This is a genomic window from [Eubacterium] eligens ATCC 27750 (assembly GCF_000146185.1).
Lineage (GTDB): Bacteria > Bacillota > Clostridia > Lachnospirales > Lachnospiraceae > Lachnospira > Lachnospira eligens.
In genome coordinates, this window is record NC_012778.1 from 642,882 (window position 1) to 661,798 (window position 18,917).

General features: G+C 36.1%; 24 protein-coding genes. 23 read left to right on the forward strand and 1 reads right to left on the reverse strand.

Features of this window, described 5'->3' with window-relative positions; translation table 11 throughout:
• Positions 1 to 7 precede the first annotated feature (7 nt).
• The 22 genes from EUBELI_RS03060 (at position 8) to EUBELI_RS03155 (ending at position 16,183) form a co-directional block, all read left to right on the forward strand.
• Positions 8 to 1,696 carry a S8 family peptidase gene (locus tag EUBELI_RS03060; RefSeq protein ID WP_012738885.1) on the forward strand — a complete coding sequence of 563 codons (1,689 nt, stop codon included), beginning with the start codon at positions 8 to 10 and terminating at the stop codon, positions 1,694 to 1,696.
• Positions 1,697 to 1,787: 91 nt separating this feature from the next.
• Entirely contained in the window at positions 1,788 to 2,219 is a 432-nt protein-coding gene (locus tag EUBELI_RS03065) for an RrF2 family transcriptional regulator (RefSeq protein ID WP_012738886.1), read from the forward strand.
• A 158-nt stretch (positions 2,220 to 2,377) separates the two neighbouring features.
• Positions 2,378 to 3,613 (forward strand): O-acetylhomoserine aminocarboxypropyltransferase/cysteine synthase family protein, encoded by a 1,236-nt coding sequence (locus tag EUBELI_RS03070; RefSeq protein WP_012738887.1) that lies wholly within the window; start codon positions 2,378 to 2,380, stop codon positions 3,611 to 3,613.
• Positions 3,614 to 3,638: 25 nt separating this feature from the next.
• On the forward strand, positions 3,639 to 4,505 hold the full coding sequence (locus tag EUBELI_RS03075; RefSeq protein WP_022098036.1) for a 4Fe-4S binding protein: 867 nt from the start codon (positions 3,639 to 3,641) through the stop codon (positions 4,503 to 4,505).
• A complete protein-coding gene (locus EUBELI_RS03080) occupies positions 4,498 to 4,749 on the forward strand; it encodes a sulfurtransferase TusA family protein (RefSeq protein WP_012738889.1) in 252 nt (83 codons plus the stop codon). Before EUBELI_RS03075 ends, EUBELI_RS03080 begins: the two co-directional genes overlap by 8 nt.
• Before the next feature lie 14 nt (positions 4,750 to 4,763).
• Positions 4,764 to 5,081: a thioredoxin family protein gene (locus tag EUBELI_RS03085; protein WP_012738890.1), complete on the forward strand. Its 318-nt coding sequence runs from the start codon at positions 4,764 to 4,766 to the stop codon at positions 5,079 to 5,081.
• Positions 5,082 to 5,124: 43 nt separating this feature from the next.
• Positions 5,125 to 5,334: a sulfur carrier protein ThiS gene (gene thiS, locus EUBELI_RS03090; protein ID WP_012738891.1), complete on the forward strand. Its 210-nt coding sequence runs from the start codon at positions 5,125 to 5,127 to the stop codon at positions 5,332 to 5,334.
• On the forward strand, positions 5,334 to 6,140 hold the full coding sequence (gene thiF / locus EUBELI_RS03095; protein ID WP_012738892.1) for a thiazole biosynthesis adenylyltransferase ThiF: 807 nt from the start codon (positions 5,334 to 5,336) through the stop codon (positions 6,138 to 6,140). The genes thiS and thiF overlap by 1 nt, the downstream gene beginning before the upstream one ends.
• Positions 6,141 to 6,386: 246 nt before the next feature.
• Positions 6,387 to 6,803, forward strand: coding sequence for a M67 family metallopeptidase (locus EUBELI_RS03100; protein WP_041687993.1), 417 nt, complete (start codon positions 6,387 to 6,389; stop codon positions 6,801 to 6,803).
• Between the two features lie 219 nt (positions 6,804 to 7,022).
• A complete protein-coding gene (locus EUBELI_RS14795) occupies positions 7,023 to 7,151 on the forward strand; it encodes a hypothetical protein (protein WP_265416933.1) in 129 nt (42 codons plus the stop codon).
• A 72-nt stretch (positions 7,152 to 7,223) separates the two neighbouring features.
• Positions 7,224 to 8,108 carry a helix-turn-helix domain-containing protein gene (locus EUBELI_RS13550; RefSeq protein WP_012738896.1) on the forward strand — a complete coding sequence of 295 codons (885 nt, stop codon included), beginning with the start codon at positions 7,224 to 7,226 and terminating at the stop codon, positions 8,106 to 8,108.
• Between the two features lie 346 nt (positions 8,109 to 8,454).
• Positions 8,455 to 8,604, forward strand: coding sequence for a cyclic lactone autoinducer peptide (locus EUBELI_RS13875; RefSeq protein WP_012738897.1), 150 nt, complete (start codon positions 8,455 to 8,457; stop codon positions 8,602 to 8,604).
• A gap of 17 nt (positions 8,605 to 8,621) precedes the next feature.
• Positions 8,622 to 9,029 carry a hypothetical protein gene (locus tag EUBELI_RS03110; protein ID WP_012738898.1) on the forward strand — a complete coding sequence of 136 codons (408 nt, stop codon included), beginning with the start codon at positions 8,622 to 8,624 and terminating at the stop codon, positions 9,027 to 9,029.
• A gap of 81 nt (positions 9,030 to 9,110) precedes the next feature.
• Positions 9,111 to 9,938 carry a hypothetical protein gene (locus EUBELI_RS03115; protein WP_012738899.1) on the forward strand — a complete coding sequence of 276 codons (828 nt, stop codon included), beginning with the start codon at positions 9,111 to 9,113 and terminating at the stop codon, positions 9,936 to 9,938.
• A 12-nt stretch (positions 9,939 to 9,950) separates the two neighbouring features.
• The gene (locus tag EUBELI_RS03120; protein ID WP_041687994.1) at positions 9,951 to 10,775 is read left to right on the forward strand and encodes a hypothetical protein; all 825 of its coding nucleotides are present in this window, start codon (positions 9,951 to 9,953) and stop codon (positions 10,773 to 10,775) included.
• The gene (locus EUBELI_RS03125) at positions 10,765 to 11,379 is read left to right on the forward strand and encodes a hypothetical protein (RefSeq protein WP_012738901.1); all 615 of its coding nucleotides are present in this window, start codon (positions 10,765 to 10,767) and stop codon (positions 11,377 to 11,379) included. Before EUBELI_RS03120 ends, EUBELI_RS03125 begins: the two co-directional genes overlap by 11 nt.
• An 8-nt stretch (positions 11,380 to 11,387) precedes the next feature.
• Positions 11,388 to 12,137 (forward strand): hypothetical protein, encoded by a 750-nt coding sequence (locus EUBELI_RS03130; RefSeq protein WP_012738902.1) that lies wholly within the window; start codon positions 11,388 to 11,390, stop codon positions 12,135 to 12,137.
• On the forward strand, positions 12,137 to 12,982 hold the full coding sequence (locus EUBELI_RS03135; RefSeq protein ID WP_012738903.1) for a hypothetical protein: 846 nt from the start codon (positions 12,137 to 12,139) through the stop codon (positions 12,980 to 12,982). Before EUBELI_RS03130 ends, EUBELI_RS03135 begins: the two co-directional genes overlap by 1 nt.
• 3 nt (positions 12,983 to 12,985) lie before the next feature.
• Positions 12,986 to 13,624 (forward strand): ABC transporter ATP-binding protein, encoded by a 639-nt coding sequence (locus tag EUBELI_RS03140; RefSeq protein WP_012738904.1) that lies wholly within the window; start codon positions 12,986 to 12,988, stop codon positions 13,622 to 13,624.
• Positions 13,621 to 14,208 (forward strand): accessory gene regulator B family protein, encoded by a 588-nt coding sequence (locus tag EUBELI_RS03145; RefSeq protein WP_012738905.1) that lies wholly within the window; start codon positions 13,621 to 13,623, stop codon positions 14,206 to 14,208. The genes EUBELI_RS03140 and EUBELI_RS03145 overlap by 4 nt, the downstream gene beginning before the upstream one ends.
• Before the next feature lie 5 nt (positions 14,209 to 14,213).
• On the forward strand, positions 14,214 to 14,939 hold the full coding sequence (locus EUBELI_RS03150; RefSeq protein WP_012738906.1) for a LytR/AlgR family response regulator transcription factor: 726 nt from the start codon (positions 14,214 to 14,216) through the stop codon (positions 14,937 to 14,939).
• Positions 14,936 to 16,183, forward strand: coding sequence for a sensor histidine kinase (locus tag EUBELI_RS03155; RefSeq protein WP_012738907.1), 1,248 nt, complete (start codon positions 14,936 to 14,938; stop codon positions 16,181 to 16,183). The genes EUBELI_RS03150 and EUBELI_RS03155 overlap by 4 nt, the downstream gene beginning before the upstream one ends.
• Positions 16,184 to 16,244: 61 nt before the next feature.
• On the opposite strand, the gene mgtE is transcribed toward EUBELI_RS03155, so the two are convergent.
• Positions 16,245 to 17,636, reverse strand: coding sequence for a magnesium transporter (mgtE, locus tag EUBELI_RS03160; protein WP_228003409.1), 1,392 nt, complete (start codon positions 17,634 to 17,636; stop codon positions 16,245 to 16,247).
• A gap of 322 nt (positions 17,637 to 17,958) precedes the next feature.
• On the opposite strand from mgtE, the gene EUBELI_RS03165 reads away from it, so the two are divergent.
• A complete protein-coding gene (locus tag EUBELI_RS03165; RefSeq protein WP_012738909.1) occupies positions 17,959 to 18,858 on the forward strand; it encodes a LysR family transcriptional regulator in 900 nt (299 codons plus the stop codon).
• The last annotated feature ends 59 nt before the right edge of the window (positions 18,859 to 18,917 follow it).

Consider the following 18,917-nt stretch of genomic DNA (forward strand, 5'->3'; position numbering starts at 1 on the left):
ATTATGTGTGAATCCGAGAATTGAGAATCTATTGCAGATTAGTGCTGATACAAGTGAAGATATAAGGCAGCAGGTACCTGATATGGATGCCGGGTTTGATGACTCTGACAGAACATGGGAGATAATTGTCAAGACAGCTGGAAGTCTGGACAGGATTAGAGGCATTTATACAAATGCAGAGTTTACGCAGCTTCTGTGTGGATACTGGATTGTAAGGACAACGATTGATAACATAGAAGCACTAGCTACAGAACCGGAGATTATATTTATTGAAAAGCCTAAGGCATTATATTTTGAATTGTATGCAGCTAAGTCAGAAGCCTGTGTTAATGTTGCAAAAGCAGAAGAAACCCAGTATGGAGGCGTGACTGGAAAAGGTGTACTAGTAGCGGTAATTGATTCGGGAATAGATATAGGTAATAATGAATTTCTTGATGACTCAGGGAAAACAAGAATTAAGACGTTGTGGGACCAGACAACAGGCATTACATATTCTGACAAGGAAATTAACAGTATACTGGAAGATTACAGGAATGGAGCTGTAAAGACACTGCCAGCTAGGGATGTAACCGGACATGGCAATGAAGTTGCAGTTATTGCATGTGGAAGGAGCGGTGTTGCTTCAGACGCAGATATTATAATTGTAAAGCTGGGAAATTCAGGGGGAAACGCATATATAAGGACAACGCAGATTATGAAAGGCGTTGATTACTGCATAAGAAAAGCTATTGAATATAGTCAGCCGGTTGCGGTTAATATAAGTTATGGTGGAACTTATGGCAATCATGAGGGCAGTTCTATATTTGAAATGTTTATAGATGACTGCTGTTCAACATACAGATGCAGTATATGTATAGGTGTTGGCAATGAAGGAGAAGGAAGAACACATTATTCAGGTCAGCTTGTCAGTGGAAATGTACTGGATGAAGAGCTTGCAATTGGTGATTATGAGCCTCAGATAAGTATACAGATATGGAAAAGGGCAATGGACAATGCAAGAATTGAACTTATTGCGCCAACAGGGGAAAGACTGGTTATAAGTGAAAGAAATGCGGGGGTTGTGCATCATAACATTAAGAATATGCGTATCGTATCAAAGGCGTATGGACCGGGACCATTCTATATGGGTGAAGAGATATATGCAGCCATAGTTGCGACAAGCGGATATATTACTTCTGGAATATGGGATATAAGATTTACCGCAGCAAATGTGTTGGATGGATTCTTTAATATGTGGCTTCCTCCGGTTTCGACATTAAGCAGTGCAACAGGATTTTTAAGACCGTCGCCTGAGTACACATTTACAATACCGGGGACTTCGAGGCGGGCAATATGTGTTGGCGCCAATGGGCGTGCTCCAGGGAGTGCGGCAACATTTTCAGGAAGGGGAGTTAATGTAAAAAGCGGCCTTCTGCTGTATGCAAAACCTGACATAACAGCACCGGGAGTTAATATAAGAATTCCAGGAAATAAGGAGAGAATGGTCACGGGGACATCTTTTGCAACACCAATGGTTACGGGTGCTGCTGCAATGCTGATGGAATGGGGGATTGTGAAGGGCAATGACCAATATATGTATGGTGAAAAGCTTAAAGCATACCTTATAAATGGTGCAACACGGGTGGGAAATGTATGGCCTGATTCAGCCAGAGGCTGGGGAGAATTATGCGTTGCGGCAAGCATTCCAGCTAAATAAATTCATTTAACACTTGAAAAATATACAAACATTGTGGTAAAGTATGTTTAACATACAGTATTAATGTGTTATTAGAAAAGAGGTTATATATATGAAGATTTCAACAAAGGGAAGATATGCGCTCAGGGTCATGATTGATCTTGCAGAGCATAATACAGGAGAATATATTCCACTTATGGATATTGCCAGAAGACAGGATATTTCTGAGAAGTATCTGGAAGCGATTGTTGCAACATTAAGCAAGAATGATTTTCTCATATCATTAAGAGGAAAGGGTGGCGGATACAAGCTTGCACGCAATCCGGAGGATTATTCAGTGCTTAGCATACTTCTTGTAACAGAGGGTTCACTTGCACCGGTAGCATGTCTTGAGAAGAAGCCTAACAGATGTCCGAAGGTGGCAGAATGTAAGACTTTACAGATGTGGGAAAACTTTGAGAAGCTTGTTAATGATTACTTCAGCAATATTACAATAGCAGATTTGGTTAATTCTAATGTGGGAATAGACAGTTATATTATATAGTAAATGTTAATGATAGTTCATGACTGCCTGAGATTGTTCAGGCAGTTATATTTTTTCTCAAATAACCTATTGACATACTAGGTAAAAGGGTTTAATATATGGACAGTTCAATAAATATTGAATGTTCATCGCATAACAGATGAAAGGATGAGAAATATATGAGTGGTTTTAACACATCACTGCTGCATGATGGCGTTGACGATTATCCTAACGGAGCAACACTTGTTCCTATATATCAGTCAAGCGCATTTAAGCATGAGAGTGCAGAAGAACTGGAGAGAATATTTGATAATAAGGCGATGGGATTCTCATATACGAGAATCAATAATCCGACGATAGAAGCATTTGAAAAAAGAATTACCAAGCTGGAAAAAGGATTTTCAAGTGTAGCGTGTTCTTCCGGAATGGCGGCAATATTTAATTCTATAGCTAATATTGTAAGACAGGGTGATGAGGTTGTTGCTTCATGTGGATTATATGGTGGAACAGTCGAACTGTTTGAAGACTTAGAAAGCTTTGGCATTACAGTGAAATATGTGGCTGATAATAAGCCAGAGTGTTTTGAAGAACTTATAACAGATAAGACAAGAGTTGTATTTGCAGAGACAATCGGTAATCCCAAGCTTGATGTAACAGATATTAAGGCAGTAGCGGATGTTGCACATGCACATGGAATTCCGCTTATAGTTGATAATACGGTATCAACGCCATATCTTATACAGCCTATAACTCTTGGCGCAGATGTGGTAGTTAATTCATCATCAAAGTACATTAATGGAAGCAGTGATGCGATAAGCGGAATACTTACTTTTAATGGAAAGTTCAAGTTTGATAAAGAAAAGTATCCGGGACTTAAACCATATTTGAAATTCGGTCCAATGGCATATATAATTAAACTTCGTAACGGATTATTCAGAAATACTGGTGGTTGTCTTTCACCACAGAATGCTTTTCTTAATAACCTGGGACTTGAGACATTAGGGCTTAGAATGGAGAGACACTGTTCTAATGCGTATGGACTTGCCAGATACTTAGACACATTTGAAGGAATTACAGTTAATTATCCGGGACTTGAGAGCAGTCCGTATCATGAAGTGGCTGATAAGCAGTTTACTAAAGGCTATGGTGCGATAATAACCTTCAGGGTTGGAAGCAAGGAAAGAGCATTTAAGATAATTAATGCATTAAAGATTCCTAATATAGTTTCTAACATAGGAGATACCAAGACACTGGTTATCCACCCTGCTTCAACGATTGCACTTCATCTAAGCGGCAAGGATAAAGAAGCTTCAGGAGTGTATGACGATCTGATAAGAGTCAGCGTAGGAATAGAGGATATAGATGATCTTAAGGAAGATTTCAGTGCAGCCTTAGAGTCTACTGATAATGAATAGTGCATGGCACGGAAATGAGGATATTATGGCAGAGAAAGTTGATTATGGAACACTTAAGAAGGGCGGATTCATGAGACAGAAGCAGAAGAATAACTTCTCACTTCGTCTTGCAGTTGTAGGAGGATATCTTACAGCCGAGAATCTTACCAAGATTGCTGAAGTTGCAGAAAAATATGGAGACGGACATGTCCATCTTACATCAAGACAGGGCGTTGAGATTCCATTTATTAAACTTAAAGATATAGATGCTGTTAAGGAAGAACTTGCAGAGGGCGGCTGCAGACCAGGTGTGTGTGGTCCGAGAGTGCGTACAGTCACAGCCTGTCAGGGCAATACAATATGTCCTAGCGGTAACATAGATTCATATGACATTGCAGTTAAGTTAGACGAAAGATACTTCGGAAGAGAACTTCCACATAAGTTCAAATTCGGTGTTACAGGATGTCAGAACAACTGTCTTAAGGCAGAGGAGAATGATGTTGGTATCAAGGGTGCTGCTGATGTTAAGTGGATTGAAGACAAATGTATTGGCTGTGGTGTATGTGAGAAGGCCTGTCGTACAGGTGCAATCACAATGCAGGATGGCAAGGTTGCAGTTGATTATGACAAATGTAATTACTGCGGCAGATGTGCTAAATCTTGTCCAACAGATGCGTGGGACGCACCTTCTGCATATATCATTTCATTTGCAGGTACATTTGGTAATTCTATAAGCAAGGGTGAATCACCACTTCCGCTTATCAGAAATGAAGAACAGTTATTCCGTGTCTGTGATGCAGCAATCCAGTTCTTTGCAGACAACGCAAAGCCAAGTGAAAGATTTAAGTTCACACTCGACAGAGTTGGAAGAGAAGAATTCTATAAGAAGATTAAGGAGGCATACAATGGCTGATTTTGAGATTGATGATACAGTAGATATTACAGATGTGGTCTGCCCAACAACATTTGTTAAGGCAAAGGTAGCAATTGAGGAGTTAGATGACGGACAGATTCTTGCAGTCAGAATGAATGACGGTGAGCCTGTTCAGAATGTTCCAAGAAGTATTAAGGAAGAGGGACATCAGATATTAAAGCTTACAGCTAATGAGGATGGTACATATACTCTTATCGTTAGAAAGGTAGAAGACGAGGATTAAGGAAAGGAGGGCTTATGGCAGCCAGAGCTAATGCAGAGAATTTCGAAGAACTGGTTCTTAAGTCAGAACTTCCGGTTCTTGTGGATTTCTATTCAGATTCATGCATCCCATGCAAGATGATGGCAGGGGTTGTAGGAGACATTGAAGATGATTACGAGGGAAAGCTTAATGTTTACAAGGTAAATGTAAACTTTGATGAATCGCTTGCTTCTAAATATGAAGTATTGGCAGCACCTACATTTGTTGCATTCAACAAAGGTGCTGAGACAGGCAGAATTGCAGGAAAGACAACTAAGGATGCACTGCTTGGATTATTTGAAGGATTAGTATAATAAACGGCGCAAGAAATGAGATTTAATTAAAGGGAGGAATGTTATGAAGATTACAGTTGCAGGAAACAAGAAGGAATATGAAGATGGAATTACAGTAGCAGAGCTTATCGTTAAGGAGAATGTTGAGAATCCGGAATATGTAACAGTTACTGTTAATGATGATTTTGTTGAGAGAGATGATTTTGAGACAACAAAGTTAAATGAAGGCGATGCAGTTGAGTTCTTATATTTCATGGGAGGAGGAGCATACTAATGGCGTTTACTAATGAACAGCTTGAAAGGTATTCACGCCACATTATTTTAAAGGAAGTTGGAGCTAAAGGCCAGAAGAAGCTTCTTAATGCGAGCGTGCTTATAATCGGTGCAGGCGGACTTGGTGCTCCTGCAGCTATGTATCTGGCAGCAGCCGGAGTTGGAACAATCGGTATTGTTGATGCTGATGAGGTTGATTTATCTAATCTTCAGAGACAGATTATCCATTCAACAGCAGATATCGGTAAGGCTAAGGTTAAATCTGCTAAAGAAACAATGGAAGCAATCAATCCTGATGTAACAGTTAAGACTTACAGAGAATTCGTTACATCTGAGAATGTTATGGAGCTTATCAAGGATTATGATTTCATCATTGATGGAACAGATAATTTCCCTGCAAAATTCCTTATTAACGATGCGTGTGTTATGGCTGGAAAGCCTTTCTCTCATGCCGGAATTATAAGATTCAAGGGTCAGCTTATGACTTATGTACCAGGAGAAGGACCATGCTACAGATGTGTATTCAAGAACCCACCACCAAAGGACGCAGTTCCTACATGTAAGCAGGCAGGCGTTATCGGAGCAATGGGTGGTGTTATCGGAAGCCTTCAGGCAATGGAAGCTATCAAGTACATCATTGGCAAGGGAGACCTTCTTACAGGAAGACTTCTTACATATGATGCTTTAAAGATGGAATTCCATACAATTAAGCTTCCAAAGGACCATCATTGTGCTATATGCGGAGATAATCCTACAATTCATGAGCTTATTGATTATGAACAGGCTGAATGTGATATGCATATGTAGGAGAAAGATATATCAAGGCAGAATAATGGGATAATCATGTGCAGGCACGCTTTCGCTACTTGTCGTTCACAGCGGTACTAAGCTCGCCAACGCCGAAGGCGTTGGCTTGCTAAGTGCCGGTGACTCCAAAGTGCGCTGCACATGGTTATCTCATTATTCTGCTTATATATGTTTTCTCTGCCAGCGTGTGCGCGGGGCTTACGCTGGATAAGTATGAAAGTGATAATTTTGTTTTGGAGGACAGGTATGGTTATACGAATTAAAAAGCTGGATTATGATTCAATTGTACGTTATTGCTTAGATGGGCTTCCTAATGAATCTTGTGGGCTTATTGCGGGATTTGTTGATGGGGATGTTAAGTCTGTTGAGAAGGTGTATTTTCTTACTAATCTTGACCATAATAATGTACATTTTACTATGGATCCTAAAGAACAGTTCGCAGCAGTCAAGGATGCAAGAAGTCTTGGATTAACCATGCTTGGAAACTTTCATTCACACCCGGAAACTCCTTCAAGACCTTCCGAGGAGGATAAGAGACTAGCATATGATTCGACTGCTGTATATATGATTATGTCACTTATGGATAATGATAATCCGGTGTTTAAAGCATTTGGTGTCGATAAGGATAAGAATGTTACGGAGCATGTGCTGGAGATTGTGTAATATTTGTAATATTTATAAAAAGTATTGACAAAATAATATTTAATTCATATTATTAATAAGTAAATAATGTTCGCCTACCACTGGCGGCTGATAAATGAATGGTTCGAAAATAATGCTCGCTCACCATTGGCGACTGATAAATGATTGGCTTGAAAATTACCTCTTCACTTAGTTTAAGTGAAGGGGTTTTGTTTTTTATTAGGGGATTATGGAGGACAAATGGAGATAAAACAAGGATATGCGTATCATATAAAAGATGAATATTTTACAACGGCAAAAGATGAGCATCTTATGAAAAATAAGGAAGATAATTCCCCGATTCTCGCTATGATAGATTGCTATTTCTAAGATTTGTTAGTAACATTTTAATAGACAAAGAACAGTGCTGTGATATTAATACTACAATCAGGAGGTAGCTCTATGGACAAACAGAAAACAGGTGAGCTTATTAAGAGTGCGAGAATTAAGAAAGGATATACACAGGTTGAATTGGGTGATTTGCTTGGAGTGACTAACAAAGCAATTTCCAGATGGGAAAAAGGAGACAGTTTTCCCGATATCAGTGTAATTGAGGAATTGTCGAGGGTGCTTGATATAAGAATTCAGGATATTGTGATAGGAGATGTTACGGAGCCTGATAGCGAAACAGCAGTTACAGAGGTTGTAAGAGCAGTAAAGCTTCAGGACAAGGTGAAGAAAAGAAAATTCATTTCGAGTGGTGTATCCTGCATAGCTGCCGGATATATGCTTGTATGTGGATGGTATTCATTCAGAGGACAGGCAGATAATTCAATTCTGGGTTATCTTACGGTTTCGCTGGCTATAATGATTGCTATAATGCTTGCAGGTGAAAAGTCTGGCGGAGTACATATGCATAACGGGAATGCAGGCGGGCGTGTATATAATATAATAGGATTTGCAAGTATGGGATACTGTTTTATTATGATGATTGCGTGCAGCTGCATATTTAATAATCATGAGGTAGATTTATGGAAGATTGCCAGATACATAGGAAAGATTATAAATGTGCAGCTTATTATAGTTTTTGTGCTTAATCTGGCTGTGCTTGTTATTCAGGATTATATCAACGAGCATAAATACGAAGGAGTAATGAGTGAGGCTTACAGTCTTGTAACAGCATGTTTTATGAGCATGATGTATGCTTGTTTTCTGCATACATTATCAGATATTCATAGTTTTAATAAATATATTATGATAATAGCTGTTGTTGCAGTGATTGAAATGCTGGCAGCTTATTTCATTAGTTTCAGAATTAAAAAACATAATTGGTCTTTTGAAAAGTAAAAAATAGATAATGAAAATGTATAGGAGCATGTTGCAAGATATCAAGTAACATGCTCCTTCTTGTTGTAACAAATTAATTATTATTAAGAGTCTTTTCAGTTTTTGAATAATCTTCTTTGGATTATTTCTCAACAAATTTCCACATGGCAGTCTTACCTACATTATCAGCATTATAAGATATATCTTACTGACTTGAATCAAGCATCAGCCGATTCCTAATAAAAAATAAAATGCCAAATATGTCGAATAGGCGTCTAAATATGCATGGTATGAAATTGTTATATTAGAATGTGATAGTATAATCTTAACATGAAACAGGTGCTAAACATGAGGAGGTGATAAAAATATGTTTACTGAATTTGTCAGGGGGAAAATTGCTAACAAAACAAAGAATGCAGCAATTAAAGTCGCAACACATTATGCAAATGTTGCATGTCCGTTTTTTACTTACCAGCCAAAGATGAGTGCAGAAGTAAAGAAACTTAGAAAATTTTAATTGAGGAGGAAAATGTTATGAAGAAGCGATTTAATTTTACATCAGCGTTGACGGTAGTATTAAGTTCAGCGTTGATTGCTATGACAACTCTGCCAGTATTGGCAAGTAATACCAATTATGATTTTGATTTCAGTTTTGATGCAGGTAATACTTGTGTGACCAGTACAGAGTATAAAGAAACAAGACATGCTATAACAATGTATTGCACATGGGAAGAAGGAGTATCAGGTTCATCATATGCAGTTCGACCACGTGGAAGATCTTCTGGAATTTGGGGAGGTGAATACAATATGTATGAAGGAAAAAGTGTCAGATGGTATGGAACCGGAATATATGATGAGGGTGTATATATGCAGGCAAGACTTAATTCAAATGATTCAGACGCATTCTCAGGTTATTGGAATCCAGATGATGCGCAGTATTAAGATTTCGTAGCTGTATGAACAAGGATGCCTTCATTTAGAGAAAGTGTAGGCATCCTATGTTAATAAAGGGGGACACGGCTTATGAGAAGGAAATTGATAGAGAAGACAGCTATATTGGTGGTGAGCATGACTGTTATATCAGGGTGTGGAGTTTCGTATAAAGATTATTCAGATACGAATGTAACACAGGAAGATATAGAGAAACCGGATGAAATTGAAACAAGATGTGAATATGTAATTGAGGACGAGGTTGCAAAATTGCCATCAGATGTAGTTATTATAGATGATTATTCAAAAGAAGGAACAATTTTTACATCACCACATTTGAATTATGATATCAGTATTAAAGTTAATAAGGTTATTCTGGCTGATAATATGGATGGGTACAAAGAAATAGGCGGTACCGACAGCAATTTTATGGAATGGATAGAACAGGTAAGTGAAAGAGAAGCAGGGTTTACTAATATATATGATAAAGATAATGGAATGTTTTATAGCAGATATGAAGGAGTAGGAACTAAGATTTTTATGATATCAGCTGAACTTGATAATAATTCGGAATCTGAAGCAACAATAAATATTGATGGAATCAGACCTTATTATATGGACAAGGGAAATGGGGAAATTACAAGATTGAATATCAGCGAGTCGATATTTCATGATTATGCAGAATCAACAGGTGCAGACCGTGGATATATTACACTTATGGCAGGAGAACGCCGGAATATAGTTTTATGCATGGTTGAACCGGATAAGATAATACAAAGTTATTATAAAAATGAAGATGATAAAATTGTTGCGGCTGCTACAGAGGATATAGATTATGACAATATTTATCTGAGATTAAGTCTTCTGGGAGTCCAGCAGGTAGCTAATGGAGAAAATTTTATAAAAGTTAATATAGAATAAGAGGGTGATGTAGTGGGGAGAATGATAAGAATAGAACTGTATAGAGCTTTTCATGGAAAAGAGCTGAAGGCAGCAATGCTGTTAGGTGGATTGCTGGGAGTGGCACATTTTGTGTTGGAAGTTATTCCGTTGGTTAAACATATATTTGACGGATATAATCCATATATTGCGTCTTCTGTAGTACGAAATGTTAGTGAAGGCTGGATGGGTGGAATGATTAATGCAGAAATCAATATATATCAGATGGTAGTATTTCTGCTGATAACAATACCATATGCAGCATCATATTATACAGACAGGAAATCTGGGATACTTAAGAATATTGCCATAAGAGGAGAGAAAAGTATATACATGGTGGCAAAATCAATAGCAGTGTTCATCACAGCCGGGGTTTCGGCAGTATTTCCATTATTACTTAATCTTATGCTGACAATGACTGTGCTACCGGTTATTACTTATGACTGGTATCAACTGCCTAATTATAAGGCTGTATTTATGAAACTGGCTATTAAAAATGTTGTTGTATATTCGCTGGTGTATATGATACTGATATTTGTATTTGCGGGACTTATAGCTGGCCTTGCTTTATCCTTATCTTTATATGCTAATAACAGATTTGTTGTTATGTCACTGCCATTTCTTATATGTGTTGTATCGGGCAGACTTGTTACATATGCCAGCAATCCAATCATAAGAGGTCTTGCAATACAGAAAGTGTTTTATGTTCCACAGAGTTCACCAACAACACTGGTTTCCTTATGTATATTGTTTGTTGTGCTTGTTATATGTGGTTATGTACATTTTATAGTAAGGGGCGTGAAAATGGATGTTTTATAATGACAGATTATCTGGTAAAGAGGGAAAGAAAAGAACTGCAATCATTGTCTGCATAATAGTAGTTATTATAGCATGGCTTGTGCTTGTAATAAGAATCAATACGATATTCCCCAGGAAAAAGATTGAAAAATGTGGGTATGGTCAATGGATTAATTACACACCTGATATAGAGGATGTTATTACAGCAGATGTGAGTATTTCGCCAGTTGCGTGTAAAATGTATGATAGAGAAAGTATATTAAAAGAGTATACAAAGGAACAGCTTGGAGTATTTTCAGTGGGGAAAGATGACACTGATTATCTAGTGTTTACAATTGATATAAAAAATAATGCACAGGAGGCGGTAAGCATAAACCGTCTGATAACATTTTTTTTCTATTGTACAGAATTTAATGGGGACAGTAATTCACTGGAAAAAATGAATATTGACATAAATTCAGTTGAAGCTGGTGAGATACAGAGAGTACAGCTGGTAACCAGTATAAGACATGATGATGTCTGGAAGATAAACAGCAGACAAAGATATGCAGAATCTGATGTTTATATAATTATGTCACAGTATCCGTTGGAAAGAAGAATGGTGTTTTACATTGAACAGTTGTAGGAGAATTTATGAAATGTGGAGTCAGGATAAGTAAGTCAGAATTGGGAGATATGTTTTTTTATGTAATTGTAAATCTTATTTCAGTTATTGCGTGTGAATTTGCATTTGCATCAAGAAAGACGATGGGAATTACATGCGTTAAAGATTTTGTGATTACATATAATTATAAAATCGTTCCATATATGGCAATGCCGGTTATTATGTTACTGTTAATATCATATTTCAGGAGAATGTATGATGATAACAGAATGGTAAGATATGTTAATGTAAGAAAATTCTATCTGGCTGTTATTGCCGGAGGGGCTGTAAGAATTGCAGCATATGTATTTATTACGGCAATTGTTGTGCTTACAGGAGGGATTATATCAACACATGGAATTATGAATAACTGGAATGAGAAAAATGCCATGGCACAGAGGGTTTATGGAGGATATCTGACATATACAGAATCCGTGACGGTATTTGCAGGTGTATTCATAACTCTCATTTTTATAATGTTTATTATTATGGAATTGTTATTAATAATATATAGATATGTGCGTAGCTGGATTGCTGGATATTTTATATGTATGGTTGTTAATCTTTACATGCTGATAGAACAAGGCAATATCAGAATATTAAGAGCGTATATAACTTACCGCGTATATCAGAGCGGATGGGAATATAGAAATCTTGTATATCTTGTGGTCTTGGCGGTAGCACTGCTCATGGTTGTGTTAATAATGGGAAAGTCTGACAGTTTAAGGAGAAACAGATAATGTTTTGGAATATATTAAAGAATGATATAGTCCGTGGAATGTTTAAAAGAAAATATTTGTATATAATAGCAACAATTGTAATAGTGGTATTGGTAATTGTGGCAGATTTGAGTCTAAGAAGAAAAATAGGAACGCAAGGATATTGTGGCAGTGTGTCAGCAGGAGATCTGCTTCAGGTGTTCTACAGGGGCAGTAGAATAATCAGACTGGATAATATCATGGAGTATTACATGTCAGAACAATATCTGTTTATGGTGCTGGGTATCTCATTTATTGTGGGGAGCTATTGTGTTAAGGACTTAAGCAGCGTTGGAATGCAGATAATATTGAGGTGCGGAAGCATTGGCAAGTGGTTTGTAAGTAAAATAGTGTGGTGTTTTGCAAGTGCATTTTATATAACTGCCATAACAGATATCTTGATTGAAATTATAAGTGTAATCCATCGTTATGAACCAGGACTTAATGTACATATGGAAGTGCTTCATATGTATGGATATTCGAAGAATACATCAGCAGTAGCTACAAGTGAAATGGTTATTATAAGTATTGTTCTTCCATTGATGTCATTATTTACCATTGCATTGGTGCAGATGCTGTTGTCTATGCTATGCTCACCAATAATATCACTACTGCTTATATCAGCAGGAATGGTTATAACAATATTTTCGGGGAATGCATTTCTGATATTTAATGGATTGATGTGTATGAGAAATAATGTATATATATCAGGGGGAACAGACAGTGTGCATATGATGCTGGCTGATGCTGTAATAATATTGCTATGTGCAATACTGGGATATGTATATATAAGAAGGATAGATATACTGAATGCTAAGGAGGTATAGTGCATGAGAGTTGTTTTAAAAAATGTATGCAAAGACATAAAAGGTGCAAGAGTACTTGATAATGTTAATCTTGAACTTGAAAGCGGCAGAGTGTATGGATTTAAAGGTAAGAATGGCTCAGGTAAAACCATGCTTATGCGGGCTATAAGTGGGCTTATAAAGGTGAAAGGTGAAATTGAGATTGATGGGGAAATACTTGGAAAAGACTTTTCATTTCCACCAAGTATAGGGATTCTTATAGAAAATCCATCGTTTGTTCAGGAATATACAGGGTTAAAGAATCTAGAAATGCTGGCATGCATTAAAAATAATACAGGAATTGAGGATATAAGGCATGTCATGGAACAGGTAGGACTTGATCCTGACGATAAAAGAACATACAGGAAATATTCACTGGGAATGAAACAGAAACTAGGAATTGCTGCAGCCTATATGGAGAATCCGGATATTATTATACTTGATGAGCCAATAAATGCGCTTGATGAAGCAGGAGCAAAGCAGGTTCATGAGATACTTGAGGAGCAGAAAAAGAGAGGAGCACTTATAATAATTGCCTGTCATGATAAGGAAGAACTTGAAATGCTGTCTGATGAGATAATTGAGATTTACGAGGGCAGGATTGTTGCCCAAGAGAAAGTGTGAATGAAATAATAATGGATAATAGAATATATAATTATATTGTGCATAATTCTGATATAAATAATAAAGATGAAAATAAAGTTATTGAATTTGGAATAGAAATGATTAAGATGTTAAGTGTGGCTGCAATTGTTGCAATATTAATTGCTATGATAATGAAAATGTTGCCTGAAGCAGTTTTTTTCCTTTTTACATTTATACCGTTGAGACAAAATGCTGGTGGTTATCATACCAGACATAGAATTACATGTGCAATAATGTCTGTGTTCATATATATATTTGTTTTAATTATTATAAAGAATTTTGAATTCAATGCATTAATGCAGATATTTCTGTGTTTTATTGATTCACTTATTATATTATGTTTTGCACCTGTTGAAAATGAAAATAATGAGTTAGATGATAAGGACAAACAAATCTATAAAATGCGGACACTGAATATTCTGATTTTGGAGTCGTTAGCATTTTCAATACTTTTTATTGGTAATCAACAGTCTTGGAGTGGTATAATAATTATGTCTGTAACAGTTGCAACAATGTTGTTGAGCATTGGGAAACTGCAGAATATTATAATGAATATAAGGTGAACTGTATGAGGTACAGGATTGGAATTTGTGATGATGAGATATCAACATGTTCGGAAATAGAAACATGTATTCAGCAAAGATTTAGGAATAAAAGCGATAGTGTTGAGGTATTTGTCTGGAATAGTGCAGAATCCTTCATAAATGATGTGCCAGAAAAGACTGATCTGGATATATTATTTCTTGACATAGAATTACCAGAAAAGAATGGTGTGGATGTTGGTTACTATATAAGGGAATCAATGATGAATGTAGGAATGCATATAATATATATTTCTTCTAAGACATCTTATGCATTAGATTTGTTTGATATACATCCGTATAATTTTTTTGTAAAGCCATTAAGTTGCGAAAAGATATGTTCGGAAATAGAAAAACTCCTCCAGCTAGACAGACAGGATAAGAGATTTTTTACATACATTTATAATAAAAGTCAATATAAGGTTTTATATGGAAATATTATATATTTAAAAAGTGATAAACATCAGATTAACATAATTTGTTCTGATAGTGAAAAAAGATATGTGGGAAAGCTGAAGCAGGAGTTAAATAGACTCCCGGTTTATTTTGTTATGGTTAATCAGTCCATAGTAGTTAATATTAGACATATTAAAGAATTTTTACTTAATGAGATTGTAATGGATAATGGGGATTATATTGCAATAAGCAAGAATTATAGGAAATCGTTCAATATGCAGATATTGGATTTGCAAATGGAGCAGGATAATATATGAGAATGTTTGATATAGTATTGACTGTAATAATTGAGTTAGCCAGAATTTTTATTACATTAGAGTATTTTAGGATATTTCTGGATTGCGAAAGCAGATTTAAGGAAATGTTGGCAGGTTTATTAGCATTTTTATTAACAACGGGGTGCTTCTTGATAATCAGTAATAATTATATTAATACATTGTCTACAATAGCAGGGATAATTATAATTTCACTGGTATATGAAGGGAAAATCCGGAGCAAATTGTTACTTAGTATACTTTGTTATTCAATAATGGTAGCTTTGGATTTCATTGTTTATATGGTGACAGCAGTTAATATTGTTACAGAGCAATATCAGGTAGTTGCTGCATTTGTCTCCGTTTTGTTTTTTTATATAGTTATTATGATGTTAAGACTTGGATTTAGAAAAAAGTTAAAGTCAGAATTTATGGGACAGTGGTATATATTGTTTATCGTATCTATTATGAGTGTATGCACACTTTTTGCAGTCTATAAGGAAAGTGGATTATCTTCATATGGAATACTATTTATGAGTACATCTGTATTGATATTAAATTTAATGCTTTATGTGTTTTATTCTAATATGTTAGATAGATATATATTTATGCAGGAAAATGAGAATCTTAAACAACAAATGCATTATTATGATGCGCAGATGAAGACGAACATTGAGAATGATAAGAAAATAAGAGCTATCCGACATGATATGAAACATCATATAAGGGAGATTAACAGTCTGGCAGAGGCTGGAAAACTATATGAATTAAAGAAATATTCAGATGAATTGATGGGAGATATAAATGGTTCGGAAACGGTATTTAATACTGGAAATATCACATTAGATGGAATTTTTAATTATTATAATGGAAAGTTTAAGGATAAATGTATAGAAACGGATATTAATGTAGTTGTACCTGAAAATATGGGGATTAGTGCAATGGATATTAATATAATTATGGGTAATTTGCTAGATAATGCTTATGAGAATGCTATTAAAGTAAAAGACTCTTATATAAAAGTGAATGTAAAATATAATGGAAATATGTTATATATATATGTATCCAACACATTTGATGGGAAAGTAGAAGAAGAAAATGGTAATATTGTCAGTCTGAAGGGGAAAGAGCATGGTTATGGTTTGGAGAATATAAACAGGATTGCAGAAAAATATGGAGGAAATATCAAGATTGAACATAGTGATAAAAGGTTTGTAGTAAGTGTTATTATGTACATTATCAATTAGACAAAATAAAGCACGAGTGTTTTCTGATAATTGAATAGTCAGAAAACACTCGTTTCCATTCTCACACATGAAATATCTCAACAAGAAATATCATTGCAAGTCCGTAATAAGTGACAACAGCAACGAGGTCGTTCACAGTCGTGATAAGCGGACCTGACGCAACAGCCGGGTCAATGTGAATCTTGTGGAAGAACATAGGAATAATAGTTCCCACAAGGCTCGAAACAACCATTGCAACAATAAGAGATAATCCGACACAGCCAGATATTAAAAATGCTGATATCCACGCATATTTCTTGAATATATGAATATAGACACCTAAGAATACAAGTGCCATGATTCCAAGACTTGCACCATTAATGAAACCAATCTTCATCTCTTTGAAAAGAAGTGATAACTTTTTCTTAGCACTTAAAGTCTCATCCATAAGTACACGGATAGTTACAGCAAGTGACTGTGTTCCGACATTACCAGCCATGTCAAGAACGAGAGACTGGAAACATATTACAATCGGAAGGACAGCAACTACTGATTCAAATATTCCTACAACTGATGAAACTGCCATTCCAAGAAACAGCAGTATAATAAGCCAAGGCAGACGTTTCTTGATACTTACAAGAGTTGGCTCGCTTAAATCATCTTCAGAAGTAAGACCGGCGAGCTTTGCATAGTCATCACTCATTGCATCGTCAACGAGTTCAACGATATCTGTTGCAGTAAGGATACCGCATATTTTTCCATCATCAGTAAGTACAGGAATGGAATCCTCTTCGTAATCTGCAATCTTATCAATACATTCATTGATATTTTCATGCTCATATACATAAGGGTATGAACTGCTTATTATGTCGGCAAGATTATCATTCTGCCTTGCTATAATTAAATCTTTTAAATCAATTGCTCCGGCAAACTTGTCAGCACTATTGACTACATATATAGTTGATATATTGTCGTGCTCACCAGCCTGCTTGACAAGGGCACTCATGGCTTCTCTTATAGTAAGGTTATCTGGTATGCATATGAAATTATTAGTCATGCAGCTACCAATCTCATCGTCCTCATAAGAAAGAAGCTTCTGGACATCTTCCTTTGCATCAGCGTCTAAGTGTTCAACAATTTCATTCTTCTTAGTTTCTGACAAATCGTCAAGTACATCAACCGCATCATCAGAATCCATGTAAGATACTACACGTGCAGCTTTCTCTAATGACAGTTCTTCAAGATATTTTTCAGCATCATCAAGATAAGAGAAAATCTCAGCAATCATATGTTCATCAAGAACGTTATATATATGCTGTCTTTCAGCAGGTGTAAGAAGAGTGATTGCTTCAGCAATATCTTTTTCATGATACTTAGAAAGTGCCTTAACTAATTTCTGCGAATTCTTAGATGACTTAAAAATCCTGCCAAGTTCTTTTACATAATCTTTCTTTGGAAATAATACTTTGTTCATTGTGACCTCCTTCTTGCCTGAATTGGGCATAAAAATACATCGCTACAGATGATTGTGATAGTAAGGATCCTCTGATGCGATGTATAAAAGGCACAATTTATTAGAATGTGGTTATGAGATTCTCACAGACAGCCACATTCCGAGCTTACACTTATAGTATACACCGCAGTTCTTACTTCGTCCTATACGATCGCAACTATCCATGAAAATCCACCTCCGTTCATAATCAGAAATTTTTACGGGCTGATTGTATCATAATATTTTTTAAAAAACAACAAAAATATGTTACAATATTTTAAATATTATTCAGGCAGGTAAGAGTATGACATTACAGCAGTTAAGATACATCGTTATGGTTGCAGAGACAGGCACGATTACTGAGGCGGCAGGGAAATTATATATTTCACAGCCAAGCCTTACCAATGCAATTCATGAACTTGAAAAAGAGATGAATATTACGATATTCAACAGAACTAATAAAGGAATAAGTGTATCTAAAGAAGGTGAAGAGTTCTTATCGTATGCAAGACAGATTCTTGACCAGGCGGCAATCTTAGAGGATAAGTATAAGGGCGATAATGGTGGAAGAAAGCAATATTGTATATCAACACAGCATTATTCTTTTGCAGTCAACGCATTTGTTGACCTTATAAAGCAGTTCGGGCAGGATGAGTATGATTTCAGCTTAAGAGAAACGCAGACTTATGAGATTATCGAGGATGTTGCAAGGTTAAGAAGTGAGATTGGAATACTGTTCATTAATGATTTTAATGAGGCTGTTATTAGAAAGATTTTAAAGTCATATGAACTTGAATTTCATGAGCTTTTTACAGCAAGACCACATGTATTCATAAGCAGAAAACATCCACTTGCAGAGTGCAGTGTCATTCATAATGAGCAGTTAGAAGAATATCCTTATCTGTCATTTGAGCAGGGCGAACATAATTCATTCTATTTCTCAGAGGAGATATTCTCAGAAACAGCAAGAAAGAAGAACATAAGAGTCCGTGACAGGGCAACACTTTTTAATCTGCTGATTGGTCTTAATGGTTACACAGTAAGTAGTGGTATTATTGACAAGAAGCTCAACGGAAAAGACATTATAGCAGTGCCGCTTGCTGATGAATCAGATATGCATATTGGTTACATAACTCACAGAAAAGGGATGCTTAGCAGGCTTGGAAGTACATATCTTGAGGCTATAAGGAAGTATCTTAAATAGTCATTGCATATATGTAAAATGAGTTAGCCATAGTTTTAAACTATGACTAACTCTTTTTT